The sequence below is a fragment of the Arthrobacter sp. UNCCL28 genome, from assembly GCF_900102805.1.
GTDB classification, from domain to species: Bacteria; Actinomycetota; Actinomycetes; order Actinomycetales; family Micrococcaceae; genus Arthrobacter; species Arthrobacter nicotinovorans_A.
Genome location: NZ_FMWE01000009.1, coordinates 83435 through 96244, shown reverse-complemented (window position 1 = coordinate 96244; position 12810 = coordinate 83435). Strand labels below are relative to the sequence as shown.

Annotated in this window: 10 protein-coding genes; 3 read left to right on the top strand and 7 right to left on the bottom strand. The window is 62.8% G+C overall.

The window, feature by feature from the left end; all coding sequences use genetic code 11:
* Positions 1–63: 63 nt before the first annotated feature.
* Positions 64–1782, bottom strand: a complete 1719-nt coding sequence (locus BLQ01_RS19610; protein WP_091553790.1) for an AMP-binding protein — start codon at positions 1780–1782, stop codon at positions 64–66.
* Between the two features lie 134 nt (positions 1783–1916).
* Between BLQ01_RS19610 and BLQ01_RS19605 the strand changes: the two genes are divergently transcribed.
* The gene (locus BLQ01_RS19605; RefSeq protein WP_091553787.1) at positions 1917–3134 is read left to right on the top strand and encodes an acyl-CoA dehydrogenase family protein; all 1218 of its coding nucleotides are present in this window, start codon (positions 1917–1919) and stop codon (positions 3132–3134) included.
* A gap of 106 nt (positions 3135–3240) precedes the next feature.
* On the opposite strand, the gene BLQ01_RS19600 is transcribed toward BLQ01_RS19605, so the two are convergent.
* The 4 genes from BLQ01_RS19600 to BLQ01_RS19585 form a co-directional block, all read right to left on the bottom strand.
* Positions 3241–4860, bottom strand: a complete 1620-nt coding sequence (locus BLQ01_RS19600) for an APC family permease (RefSeq protein ID WP_091553786.1) — start codon at positions 4858–4860, stop codon at positions 3241–3243.
* A 145-nt stretch (positions 4861–5005) separates the two neighbouring features.
* Positions 5006–6661: a GMC family oxidoreductase gene (locus BLQ01_RS19595; protein ID WP_091553784.1), complete on the bottom strand. Its 1656-nt coding sequence runs from the start codon at positions 6659–6661 to the stop codon at positions 5006–5008.
* Positions 6662–8173, bottom strand: a complete 1512-nt coding sequence (locus BLQ01_RS19590; protein ID WP_026548155.1) for an aldehyde dehydrogenase family protein — start codon at positions 8171–8173, stop codon at positions 6662–6664. It abuts the gene before it with no gap.
* Positions 8174–8254: 81 nt separating this feature from the next.
* Entirely contained in the window at positions 8255–8992 is a 738-nt protein-coding gene (locus BLQ01_RS19585) for a hypothetical protein (RefSeq protein ID WP_091553840.1), read from the bottom strand.
* 125 nt (positions 8993–9117) lie between these two features.
* Here BLQ01_RS19585 and BLQ01_RS19580 point away from each other — a divergent pair, with 125 nt between their 5' ends.
* Both BLQ01_RS19580 and BLQ01_RS19575 read left to right on the top strand, forming a co-directional pair.
* Positions 9118–10704: a molybdopterin-dependent oxidoreductase gene (locus BLQ01_RS19580; protein WP_254779542.1), complete on the top strand. Its 1587-nt coding sequence runs from the start codon at positions 9118–9120 to the stop codon at positions 10702–10704.
* Between the two features lie 35 nt (positions 10705–10739).
* Complete coding sequence (locus BLQ01_RS19575; RefSeq protein WP_091553781.1) at positions 10740–11513, top strand: SAM-dependent methyltransferase; 774 nt, start codon at positions 10740–10742, stop codon at positions 11511–11513.
* A gap of 15 nt (positions 11514–11528) precedes the next feature.
* Here BLQ01_RS19575 and BLQ01_RS19570 read toward each other — a convergent pair whose 3' ends face one another.
* Both BLQ01_RS19570 and BLQ01_RS19565 read right to left on the bottom strand, forming a co-directional pair.
* Positions 11529–12083, bottom strand: coding sequence for a hypothetical protein (locus BLQ01_RS19570; RefSeq protein WP_139183521.1), 555 nt, complete (start codon positions 12081–12083; stop codon positions 11529–11531).
* Between the two features lie 293 nt (positions 12084–12376).
* Positions 12377–12802, bottom strand: coding sequence for a peptidase inhibitor family I36 protein (locus BLQ01_RS19565; RefSeq protein ID WP_091553777.1), 426 nt, complete (start codon positions 12800–12802; stop codon positions 12377–12379).
* Positions 12803–12810 lie beyond the last annotated feature (8 nt).

The window sequence follows — 12810 nt, the reverse complement described above, 5'->3', positions numbered from 1 at the left end:
TCCTTTGTTTGCTTGCTTGGCCTACCGCTTGCAAGTTCTACTGCTTGCTTGGCCTACTGTTGGCTAGTCTTTCAGATTCGGGAACTCTTCCTCGGTGTATTCCACGCCCAAACCAGCGGGCAATGGACCATCGCCATGCCGGGCGACTTCCGTCCCGCGCAGTTCAACACGCCTGATCTTGCCCGAAATGGTCTTGGGCAGCTCGCCGAACTCCAGGCGGCGGATGCGCTTGAACGGTGCCAGATGCTCGCGGCAATATCTGAGAATGTCCTCCGCAACAGCCGGTCCGGCTTCATATCCGGCGGCCAACACCACAAAGGCCTTAGGCACCGACAGCTTCACGGCATCTGGTGAAGGCACGACGGCGGCCTCCGCCACTGCGGGGTGTTCGATCAGGACGCTCTCGAGTTCAAAAGGCGACAAACGGTAATCGGAGGACTTGAAGACATCGTCATCCCGGCCGACGTAGGTGATGACGCCGTCGGAATCCCGGCTCGCCATGTCCCCGGTGTGATAGTAGCCATCGCGGAAAGCCTCGGCCGTTTTGGCTTCGTCGCCGAAGTAGCTTTTCATGAGCCCCACGGGCCGGGGGTCCAAGCGCAAGCAGAGTTCGCCGTCGTCGGCTTCCTGTCCGGTGAGCGGGTCCACCAGAACGACGTCGTACCCTGGCAGCGGCCGTCCCATGGAGCCGATCTTCACCGGCTGGGCAGGGGTGTTGGCGATCTGGACGGTGGATTCAGTCTGTCCGAAGCCGTCGCGGATGGTGACGCCCCAGGCATCCTCCACTTGGCCGATGACCTCGGCGTTGAGCGGTTCGCCGGCCGAAACCACTTTCGACGGCGGGCTGGTGAGCTGAGTGAGGTCGGCTTGGATGAGCATGCGCCACACGGTGGGCGGGGCGCAGAAACTGGTGACTCCTTCCCGGCCCATCTGGTCCATCAGGGCGGCGGCGTCGAAGCGCTGGTAGTTGTAGATGAAGACGGTAGCCTCGGCGATCCAGGGGGTGAAGACGTTGGACCAGGCGTGCTTGGCCCAGCCGGGCGAGGCGACGTTGAGGTGGACGTCGCCGGGTTCCAGGCCGATCCAGTACATGGTGGACAGGTGGCCCACGGGGTAGGAGGTGTGGGTGTGCTCCACCAGTTTGGCCCGGGAGGTGGTGCCGGACGTGAAGTAGAGCAGGAGGGTCTCGTCGGCTTTGGTGGGGGCGTCGGGCGTAAAGTCCGTGCCGGCGTCGTTCGAGTCTGAGTACTGCATGGCGTCCGCATTGGCGCGCTCGGAACCGACCTCAATCAGGGTGTATTTACCCTCGACGTCGGCAAATTTGCCGATGTTGGCGCTTCCTACGGTCACCCAGGCAGCCCCTCCACGCTCCACGCGGTCCTGGAGATCGCGGGCGCCCATGAGTGTGGTGGTGGGGATCATGACGATGCCCAGCTTGATGCCGGCGAGCATGAGTTCCCAGAGTTCCACCTGGTTGCCGAGCATGATGATCATGTGGTCGCCACGCTGGACGCCTTGGCCGCGCAGCCAGTTGGCCACTTGTGAAGACCTGCGCGAGAGGTCCTTGAAAGTGCGGCGGATGGAGCTGCCGTCCTGTTCCACGATCACCAGGGCCGGCTGGTCGCCCCGGGCCGGGTCCGCCGCGATGTGATCGAACCAGTCGAGGGCGAAGTTGAACTCCTCAAAGCGAGGCCATTGGAACCCGGCGTGCGCCTGCTTGTAGTCCTCGCGTAGTTCCAGCAGCCGGTCGCGGGCCGCACGGAAGTCTTCTGTGACTGTCATAGTCCGCCTTTCGCCTTCGGGTAATGCCGGCACCCTTGCCTCAGCACCCCGCCTAGTGATCCACATCACCTTGCAATATACTAGGACATCCAAGGGTTTGGAAGAGCCTGCGCGGGACATGACGAAGGGGTCAAATGCTCGATCACAAAGCTGCCGGCACCGTTACCAGCGGTGCGGCACCAGAACACGTCCTGCCTCCTTATCCGGAGGCGGACTTGATGCACGTCATTGACCTGCTCCCCACGGAGGAGCGCTTGCGGTACCTGGAGATCAGGGAATTCCTGCAGGCGCAGATCCGGGCTGCGAGCATCGACTACTGGAACCGGGAGGAGTTCCCGTTCGGGCTGTTGGCTGACATGGCCAAGTTCGGCCTGGGCGGGTTGCAGACCGACGGCTCCTCCATGCTGTTCAAGGGCCTCATGTACACCGAAGTGGCCCGGGCGGACGTCTCACTTTCGGCATTGGTAGGGATCCACAATGAGTTGATCGTCGGCATGATTGACGAGCTCGGATCACCGGAGCAGAAGCGTAAATGGCTGCCGGGGTTGGAGGCATTTACCCAACTGGGCGCCTTCGCCCTGACCGAACCGGACCACGGTTCGGACATCGCCGGAGGACTCTCGACGACGGCGCGGCGCGACGGCGGCGAATGGGTCATCAACGGTGCCAAGCGCTGGATCGGGGCAGGGACGATTGCCGACTTCGCGTTGGTCTGGGCCCGTGACGAATCCGACGGACACATCAAAGGCTTCATTGTGGAGAGTGACCGCCCCGGGTACTCCGCTACCAAGATCTCCCATAAGATCGGCCTGCGCATCATGCAAAATGCTGACATCGTGTTGGACGAGGTCCGCATCCCCGTGGAAAACCTCCTGCCGGGGGCTACGGAGTTCTCGCGGGCCAATGAACTCCTGCGTGATTCCCGGGCTTGGGTGGGATGGCAAGCGGCAGGAATCCAGCTGGCGGCCTTCGATATTGCCCGTTCCTACGCTCTGGAACGCAAACAGTTCGGCAAGGAGCTGGCCCGTTTCCAGTTGGTGCAGCAGCAGCTGGCAGACATCCTGGGCAATGCCAACGCCTCACTGTCCATGATGGTGGAGCTCGCGCGGATCCAGCAGGCAGGGAAGCTCGAAATGGTGCAGGCAGCAATGTGCAAAGCCACCACTACCCGGTTGGCGCGTTCCTCCGTTGCCATGGGCAGGTCGCTGTTGGGCGGTAACGGGATCACCACGGATTACGAGATGGCCAAGTTGTTTGGCGACGCCGAGATCCTCTACACCTATGAGGGCAGCTACGAGATCAACTCGATGATCGTGGCCCGTGCAGTGACGGGGAAGTCTGCGTTCGTCTAGACGCGGCGATTCGTCTAGTGACGCCGGTTCAGTTGAAACGAAAGGAGCATCCCTTCGCCGGATCAATACAGGCGAGGGGATGCTCCATGGTTGGGGGATGGGCTGACTAGGAGTTCTGTGCCGCCACCAAGGCCGGATCGGCGTCCGGGTCTGTGTTCGGATCGGCGTCCGGCCCCGCGCCGGATGGTGCACTGACGGCGGCGTGCTCGGCCAGGACTCCGGTGCGGTGCCTGATGCGGAGACGGTAGAGGAGCGTTCCGCCAATGATGACTGTGCCGACGAAGATCACGCCACCCCATTGCAGGTACCACTCGAACGGCGGCACGGAGTTGTAGATTTCGGGCCGTGGCCACACCAGGTTCAGCGTCATGGCGCCTCCCCACAGCACGGCCAGGATGTTCACGGGCAGCCCCCATTTGCCCAGGCTGAATCCCGGTTCCGATCCGTCGTCCTTCAAGGGCCACTTCTTCAGGAAGCGCCGCCGCAGCAGGGGCACCGTCACCAGCAGGTATGACAGGTAGATCAGGACAATGCTGATGCTGGAGAGAATGGTGAAGATGGCCGGCTGGGAGATGTTCACGATCAAGGGAATGACGGCCACTATGCCGATGACGATCGCAGCCACTGTGGGGGTCTTCCGGGTGGGGTGCACCTTGCTGAGCTGACGGCTGAAGGGAAGGTTGTTGTCCCTGGCCATGGCAAACATCATTCGGATGGCAGCTGCGTGGACGGCCAGGGTGCAGACCACCACGGCCACAACGATGCACGCCAGGAAAGCCTTGCCGAACGGGCCACCGAGCACCGACAACACGATGTACTGCAGACCGCCGTCAGCGGCTCCAAGCTTGGGATCGGAAAGATCCGGCGCCGCCAGGATTCCGCCCAGGAGAAGCAGCCCTCCCAAAAGGAATGACGCCGTGACCGCACGCAGGATCGCTTTGGGAGCGGTGCGTTTGGGGTCTTTGGTTTCTTCTCCCAGGGAGCTGGCGGTATCGAAGCCGTACATGACATACCCGGATGCCATGGCGGCAATGAGGAAGACCCCGAAGAACCCCAGCGGATGATCTTCGCCGAAGCCGGCGGTATCGAGGAGGACTTCCGGCCCTCGGACCGAGTGCCAAATGAGCGCAATGATGAGCAGGACGGCCGCCACCAACTCCACGAACACGCCAACACTGTTGATCATGGTCATGAGCTTCACGCCGAACGCATTGATAAGGGTGGAAATGCCGATCATGATGCTCGCCAGGATCACCCCGTTGACGGCAAAGTCGTAGGGACCCGTGCCATCGCCCACCAGCTGGAAGCCGTCCCAGATCTGGGGCAACGTGATCTGGAGGGCCAAGGCAACCGAACCCAGGGCCATGATGGAGGAAAGCAGCAGCAGCCATCCCGCCAGCCAAGCCCACGTTCCTGTCGAAAGCCTCTTCGCCCAGTTGTAGACCGATCCGGCCACCGGATAACGCCCGGCCAATTCCGCAAAACACAAAGCCACCATCAATTGGCCAACGAAGACAATGGGCCACGACCACGCATAGGCGGGTCCCGCCGTCGAAAATCCGAAGTAAAACAGTTGAAAAACGCCGGTGAGGATGGAGATGTAACTGACGCCGGCGGCAAAACTGGCAAACTTGCCGATGCTGCGGTCCAGGGTCTGGGCATAGCCAAACTCGTCCATACCGCTCGCATCGCTCTTGCAGGGTCCTGATTTGCTGGGTTCTGACATTCGAACTCCTAGTTCAGACATGCATGAATGGTGATAGCCCGCGGCCGTCATTGGACGCGGTGTATATCAAAAGCCGGGCACCACGGTGTGCCAACGGCTGTTTCCCCCATTTTTTGTTGCGTGGGTCTAAAAGCAGGGTCCCTGTTCAGGCAAGGGACAAGCTGAAGCCGGCTTCCGCCGTCGTGGTTTCCTCCGTCCCGTGGGCCCGGAGGAGGTCGGCCTTGATGAAATCAGCGCAGCGCTCGCCGATCATCATCACGGTGATATTGGGGTTTACGGTGACGTGCTCCGGCATGACGGAGGCATCGGCCACGCGCAGCCCAGTGACGCCCTTGACCCTCAGCTCAGGATCCAGCGGCGACATATCGTCCTCCACCGGCCCCATGCGCACGGTGCCTACGGGGTGGTACACAGTGTTGTGGGTTTTGCGGATGTAGTCCTGCAGTTCCTCGTCGCTCTGGGCTTCGATGCCGGGGGAGAGCTCCCGTCCGGTCCATTCAGCCATGGCAGGTTGCGCGGCGATTTCCCGCGCCTTGCGGATGCCCGCGACCATCACTCGCATGTCGTGGCCCTCGGTATCGGTGAAGTACCGGGGATCCACCATGGGCTTGTCGCGGAAGTCCCGGCTGCGGAGCCGGACCGTTCCACGGGAACGTGCGTGGGTGACGTTGGGAGTGAGGCTGAAGCCGTTCTCCGTAGTGGGATAGCCGTAGCGCAGGGTGTTCATGTCGAACGGGACCGAACCGTAATGCATCATGAGGTCCGGGCGGTCCAGGCCATCTTCGGTGGGAGTGAAGATACCGATCTCCCACCACTGGGTGGAGGTCTGGACCATGGGCTGCTTGGCCTCGAACTGCACCACGCCTTCCGGGTGGTCCTGCAGGTGCTCGCCGACACCCGGTGAGTCCACCAACACCTCAATGCCATGCGCCGCCAGGTGGGCGGCCGGGCCGATGCCGGAAAGCATGAGCAGCTTGGGGGAGTCGATGGCGCCGGTGGACAGGATGACTTCGCGATGCGCGTCCAGCCTGTGCGTCCGGCCGAAAGCCGAATCCACGACGTCGACGCCGGTGCAGCGCTTGTCCGCGTCGAATACCAGTTGGCGGGCGCGCAGGCCGGTCAGCAGCGTGAAGTTCTCCCGGTCCATGATGGGGTGGATGTAGGAGACGGAACTGGAGGACCGGGTGCCGTCCGAACGTCGGTTGATCTGGAAGAAGTTGGCGCCGTTGATCACGGTGGTGCCGTCATTGAACTTTGCGCGGGGGATGCCGGTCTGCTCACAGGCGTTAAGGAGCGCGACACCGGCGGGATCGTTCGGGGGAACGTTCATCAAATGCACGGGACCGGAATCGCCATGGTGGGGAGCGTCCGGACCGGCGTCTTCGTTGCTTTCCAGACGCTGGTAGACAGGCCAGGCAGCAGCAGCGTTCCAGCCGGTAGCGCCGTATTTCGACTCCCATTCATCCAGGTCTTCGCGGGGAGCCCAGAACGCGATGCAGGAGTTGTGGCTGGAGCAGCCACCCATCACCTTGGCGCGGGCGTGACGCATGAAGGAGTTGCCGTTTTCCTGCGGTTCCACGGGGTAGTCCCAGTCGTAGCCGGACTCCAGCAGTTCCATCCAGCGGTCCAACTGCAGGATTTCGGGCAGGTTCCGGTCATCCGGGCCGGCTTCCACCAGGGCCACGGTGACGGCAGGATCTTCGCTGAGCCGGGCGGCGACGGCAGCTCCAGCGGATCCTCCGCCGATGACGACGTAATCGAACCCGCGCTCGCTGAGGTTCTCAATGTTGTCCACGTGCATTTAGTTCTCCTTGCCGTGATCTGCGAACCAGCCGGTCACCTGGGGGTTGGTGTTCTGGTAGATGTGCTTGGCTTCCTGGTATTCGCCCAGTCCGGTGGGGCCGAGTTCACGGCCGACGCCGGACTGGCCGAAGCCACCCCACTCGGCCTGCGGAAGGTAGGGGTGGTAGTCGTTGATCCAGACCGTGCCATGCCGCAACCGGCCCGCTACCCGCTGGGCTTTGCCGGCATCCTGGGTCCACACGGCGCCCGCAAGCCCGTAGATGGTGTCGTTCGCTGTGGCTACGGCTTCGTCTTCCGTGCGGAAGGTTTCCACCGTTACCACCGGGCCAAAGGCTTCGTCGATGACTACCGACATTCCCCGTTGGACGCGGTCCAGGACGGTGGGCTGGTAGTAGAACCCGGCGTCGAACTTTTCGCCTTCCGGGGCCGCGCCGCCGCACCGCAGCCGCGCGCCTTCGGCCACGCCGCGCTGGACGTAGGCGTCCACCTTCTCCCGATGCGCAGCGGAAATCAGCGGACCGGTTTCGGCGGACTCATCGAAAGGACCGCCGAGGCGGATGTCCTTGGCCTTGCGGACAAGTTCATCAACGAAGCGCCCGGCGATGGATTCCTCCACCACCAGCCGTGCCCCCGCGGAGCAGACCTGACCGGAATGTACAAAGGCGCCATTCAGCGCATTGTCGACGGCGGCGTCGAAGTCAGCGTCAGCGAACACCACGTTGGGGTTCTTGCCGCCAAGTTCCAGCGCCACCTTTTTCACGGTGCCCGCTGCGGCAGCCGCGATGCGCTTGCCGGTTTCCAAGCCGCCGGTGAAGGAAACCAGGTCGATGTCGGGGTGATCGGACAGCGGTGCGCCCGCTTGCGGACCGGGGCCGGTCACCAGGTTGGCGACGCCGTTCGGCAGGCCGAGATCCTGGAGCAACTGCATGGCGAGGATTGCGGTGGAGGGGGTCAGTTCGGCAGGCTTCAGGATGAAGGTGCAGCCGGCGGCCAGTGCGGGTGCGATCTTCCACGCGGCCTGCAGCAGCGGGTAGTTCCATGGTGTGATCAGGCCGCACACGCCCACGGGTTCGTAAACGATTTTGCTCACGACGGCGGGGTCCCCGGCGTCCACTACGCGGCCCGCTGACTGCCCGGCGAGGCGTCCGAAGTATTCGAAGCAGGCAGCGATGTCGTCCATGTCGATGCGGCTCTCGATGATCCGCTTGCCGGTGTCCAGCGATTCGGCGCGGGCGAACTTCTCCCGGCGTTCGCGCAGTTCAGCGGCGACCTTGAGCAGGAACGCACCCCTTTCGGGGGCAGGAACGTTCGACCAGACGCCGGAATCGAAGGCTGCCCGGGCGGCGGAAATGGCACGCTCGGTGTCCTCGCGGCCTGCCTCGGACACTGTGGCGACCAGTTCGCCGTCGGCCGGGTTGTGAATCGCGCGCACCGCACCGGAAGCGGCCGGTTCCCACGCGCCGTTGATGAAAAGCGTGGAGGCGGAATCGGAAAATGTGGCTTGGGTCATACGAAGCAGGCTAGTGCATCTTGAACATCTGTTCAAGGAAAATTATGAACAAATGTTCAAAGTGACGCGGCCATGCAGGCCTCAACGGGCATTGATGGAAATGCTCTTTCGGATCTCGGGAAGGGTGGCCTTGAGGGTGTCGAGGGTGGGGCAGAGGGCTTCAACCCTGACTGTGACCGCCGGCTTGTTGAAGGTCCTTACCGCGGTGTATCCATAAGCGTCGCCAGATGTGTATGTCACGGCCAGCATGTCCACTTCATGGCTGCCGCCGATGCCATAGCCCAGCGTCGCGTCCTTGGCATTGGCAATGAGGTCCGTCTTGCCGGGGAAGAGGATGGCGAGGATCTCCTGGGTTGATGCCTTGTCGTCGCCGGCAACGAGCTCGGCGGGATTGTTGCGTGCCTGGACCGTTCGTACCTTGCAGCGCGTGTTGCCGGAGCTGAAGGTCATCATGCCGTCCGTTGCCATGCGGCTGTAGTCGGCTTCCCAGCCGGCAGTTGGGTCCGTCAGTGAGCTGGCGATATCGGGGGTGTGTCCACCATTTTCATCGCCGATGATCCTGTTGCCGTTGGTCCAGGAAAGATCTTCGGTCGCCGGATCGAGCCTCCCGGCGGCGGTGTCGCTGTCAGTCTCTGCCTCCCCGCTGGCTGAAGCCGCGCTTGGGTCCGGACTCTGCGACCCGGCGGAGTTTGTTGCAACGGGGGTGGAAGTGTTGATTGGAGCCGGCGCTCCGATGCTGCAGCCTGCCAGTGCCGTGATGGCAAGAATGGACGAGAACAGTGCAAAGAACTGCGTGCGGGATGGGCTTGGCGTGGTCATATGGTTCCTTTTCCTGTGCGCTTACCCCGAGGCAAGTTATTTACTTCGGGAGAATATCTATCGACTGGATTAATCTACCAGTTGGCTGCACCCATCCCTGCTCCCGCGCGCTACGAACTACTGGCATGAAAAAGCTCGGACTCCGGACCAAAGGCCCCGAAACCATGGCAGCGTTGGCAGGCGTGGTGTCTGCCGCCGTCGTGCTGGCCGTCGCCGAGCTGATCGGTGCCTTCTTCACCGCCAGGGCGACCCCCGTATTCGCCCTGGGATCAACGTTCATCGACTTCACTCCACCGTGGATGAAGGACTTTGCGATTGCCACGTTCGGCACCAACGACAAAGCCGCGCTCTTCGTGGGCATGGGCTTGACGATCGCTCTGCTGGCCTGTGTCCTGGGCATAGTGGCCTACAAGAAGTGGGCGCTGGGCGTCCTGGGCGTGCTGTTCATGGGTGCCGTGATTGTGGCCGCCGTTCTGACCCGCGCAGGCGTCGGCTTGGTCGACGCCATCCCTTCCGTCCTGGGAACCATCGCCGGCCTGGTCGCCCTCCGCCGACTCATAGTGCCGCTGTGGAGGCTGAAAGCATGGCCGGAAGCTCCCGCTGACGTGGCGGCCGACGCCGACAAGCAGGTTGACGGGGCCGGAACCAGCCGTCGTCGCTTCTTCGCCGCTGCCGGAGTCACCGCCGTTGCTGCCGGAATTGCGGCCACCGGTGGGCGGCTGTTGGGCGCAGCACGGAACAACGTTGCCCAGGCCCGTGATGCGCTGCGGCTGCCGGCTCCGATCAAGGCGGCAGCTCCCGTGCCGGCGGGCGTCCAGTCCCCGGTGGCAGGAGTCTTCCCCTGGTTGACGCCGAACAACGAGTTCTACCGCATTGATACGGCCCTGAGCGTCCCCGAAATCAACGTCAACGATTGGTCGCTGCGTGTACACGGAATGGTCGAGGAAGAGGTCACCCTCACCTTCCAGGACCTGCTCGACGCCGACCTCATCGAGTCGCACGTCACCCTCACCTGCGTCTCCAACCCGGTGGGTGGAAAGCTCGCCGGAAACGCCAAATGGCTGGGCCTTCCCATCCGCGAAGTCCTGAAACGGGCCAAGCCGAAGGACGGTGCGGACATGGTGCTCTCACGCTCCATCGACGGTTTCAGCGCCTCCACTCCGCTGGACGTCCTGCAGGATGACCGTGATGCCATGCTGGCCATTGGCATGAACGGTGAGCCACTTCCGGTGGAGCATGGTTACCCCGTGCGCATGGTGGTTCCCGGGCTGTACGGCTTCGTTTCCGCCACCAAATGGGTAGTGGAACTGGAGGTCACCCGCTTCGCTGACAGCAAGGCCTACTGGACCGAACGCGGCTGGTCCGAGCGTGGCCCCATCAAGACGATGGCACGCGTGGACGTACCCAAATCCTTTGCCAAGTTCCCTCCCGGAAAGGTCGCCGTGGGCGGCACAGCCTGGGCCCAGACCCGCGGCATCACCAAAGTGGAAGTACAGATCGACGACGGCGAATGGGTGGAAGCAACCCTCTCCGACGAAGCCTCCACCATCACCTGGCGCCAGTGGTCCTATGAATGGGACGCAACACCCGGCCTTCACTACGTCAAAGCCCGCGCCACCGACGGCACCGGCGAAACCCAGACCGACAAGCTCGCCGATCCCGTGCCCGATGGAGCCTCGGGCTGGCCGTCGGTGATGGTGACGGTGGAGTAGGTTTTCGCATCCATGAGTCGTGAGAGCATCATGGAGTGACCGACGACACCTCGCTTAAACTGCCGCCCCTGCATGAGTCCCTCACCTGGCTCACCCCGCTTTCCGAGGAACGTGCCGCCCACCTCGTGGCGTTCCTGTCCAACCCGGCGCCGGCTGAGGTTCTGGACATGGGGTGCGGATGGGGCGAACTCCTTCTTCGGGTTTTAACGTCGGCCCCGCAGGCTCGGGGACGCGGAGTGGACCGTGCCTCCGCATTCATCGACCGGGCGACGCAGCAGGCATCCATCCGTGGACTGCTGGATAGGGCGACGTTCGATTCGAATACTGGGGCAGAAGGCCAGCACCGCCCCGCAGACGCTGTCATCTGCATCGGCGCGAGCCAGATCTGGGGACCGCCGGTAGAGGACGCGCAGCCCCTCGACTACGCCGCAGCACTCCGTGCCCTTCGAACTCTGGTTCTTCCTGGCGGCCGGCTCGTCTACGGAGAAGCGATCTGGTCAGCAACACCGCACCCGGCTGCTACCGCCCCTCTGGCTGGCCGTGATGACGAGTACCTGACAACCGAGGCGTTACGCGAGCAGATCCGCGCCGCCGGTTTCGAGGTGGTGGATGAGGACCAGGCGAGCATTCAGGAGTGGGACGTTTTCGAAGCCGGATTTCGTAACCGGTTTACCCGCTGGCTGGAGGCACATGATGCCGACCATCCCGCCGCAGATCAGGTCCGTCGGCAATACGAGGAACAGCGCGCTGCCTATGAAGAGGGCTACCGGGGCGTACTCGGGATGGCGTACTTCTGCCTCAAGGGGTAAGCGTCCACCTTTGTACTATCCGCAAGCCCAGTCGAACGTATCGGATTCCAGGTCGAATTGGGCATTGCCGCCACCGCCAAAGTTGAGCCCTGAAATTTCTTCCAATTCGAGGTACCAAGGAGTAAGCCCGTCAGGCATTGCTTGGATGGGAAAGGCCGTCCCGCCCAGGTGGCTCATGGCAAACAGGGGTTCTGCCCAGTCTGTGAGTCCGTCGCCTGTTGAGGGACTGACATATCCATCCGGGCCAACTTCATCTCCCCAGAGTTCGACGGGGGCCTTGCCGGCATTGGGATCGGCGCGCGGGATCAGCCAAATGTCTGTGGTTGGCTCAACGTTGTCCCAGGCGTTTGTACCTTCTGACTCATCCGCATGGCCACCCCCGGCACGAAGATCCGGGCGGGGCGCTGTTGGTCCGGCCGCCAATTCATCGTGGGTGAGCCAAAGGATCGCGAATTCCCCGTCGATCACGTCTCTTCGCCTCAGCAGGCCGGGATGGTCCTGGGCTGCTGCAAGGTCACGCAGGAAAGGATCGGCTGATTCCGCGCTGGGAATGGCAGATGTGTCTTCCACTGCAAACTGGCCCTCGCCGGCAAAGATGGCTATCCCAGGGAACTGTGGCCCGCGCCGTAGGAAGTCTGCGGGCAGCCAGAGAGTCAGCACATGCATCATCGGCAACCCGGTGTTGAGGCTGCGCGGCCAGTGTTCCCAACGAACGCCCGGACCATGGCCGCCTGTCCACCCTGAAGGCGGCTGGCTTGGCAGTGCAGCAACGGCAGTTCGTCCTGGCGCGTTGCCGACGCCATTGCCACAGCGAAAGGCCAGGTTCCAGGCGGTCATCGGCTCGAGGCCTCTCGCTGTGGTACTCATCGGTTTGCGCAGTTGCCTCTGTTGTCGATGAAGAACGAGGACACCTTGTTCTTCAATCCCAGGGCCTCGAGGTTCCATCGTCCGCCGGGTCCGATGCTGAGTGGGTTTCCGCCGCAATGGGAATCGTCGTAGACCCAGACAGTTTCGCTGGTGTTGTTGATGATCGAGGCGGCGTTGTTGTTGACCTGGACGTTCCATCCGTTCGCGCCGGCGGGGCCGTTGTTGAACAGTTCGTCACCCAGCCAACCGTCCGAGTACTGGGTGTCGGCGCGCGCCCCTTCGTAGTTGCTGTTGAAGTACAAGCGCAGCCTCTCGTAGGGGCACGTTGAGCCGGCTTGAGCCGCGGGTGCGCCGGCAAGGAACGCCCCTGCTGCCAATCCAAGCAATGACACGGTCCCGGTCATTCGCTTGATGATTTTCATTGGTAGAC

Bases quoted from the DNA above. Each gene is read 5' to 3' on its own strand.
- BLQ01_RS19610 (WP_091553790.1), bottom strand. From the start codon at position 1,782: ATGACAGTCACAGAAGACTTCCGTGCGGCCCGCGACCGGCTGCTGGAA.
- BLQ01_RS19605 (WP_091553787.1), top strand. From the start codon at position 1,917: ATGCTCGATCACAAAGCTGCCGGCACCGTTACCAGCGGTGCGGCACCA.
- BLQ01_RS19600 (WP_091553786.1), bottom strand. From the start codon at position 4,860: ATGTCAGAACCCAGCAAATCAGGACCCTGCAAGAGCGATGCGAGCGGT.
- BLQ01_RS19595 (WP_091553784.1), bottom strand. From the start codon at position 6,661: ATGCACGTGGACAACATTGAGAACCTCAGCGAGCGCGGGTTCGATTAC.
- BLQ01_RS19590 (WP_026548155.1), bottom strand. From the start codon at position 8,173: ATGACCCAAGCCACATTTTCCGATTCCGCCTCCACGCTTTTCATCAAC.
- BLQ01_RS19585 (WP_091553840.1), bottom strand. From the start codon at position 8,992: ATGACCACGCCAAGCCCATCCCGCACGCAGTTCTTTGCACTGTTCTCG.
- BLQ01_RS19580 (WP_254779542.1), top strand. From the start codon at position 9,118: ATGAAAAAGCTCGGACTCCGGACCAAAGGCCCCGAAACCATGGCAGCG.
- BLQ01_RS19565 (WP_091553777.1), bottom strand. From the start codon at position 12,802: ATGAAAATCATCAAGCGAATGACCGGGACCGTGTCATTGCTTGGATTG.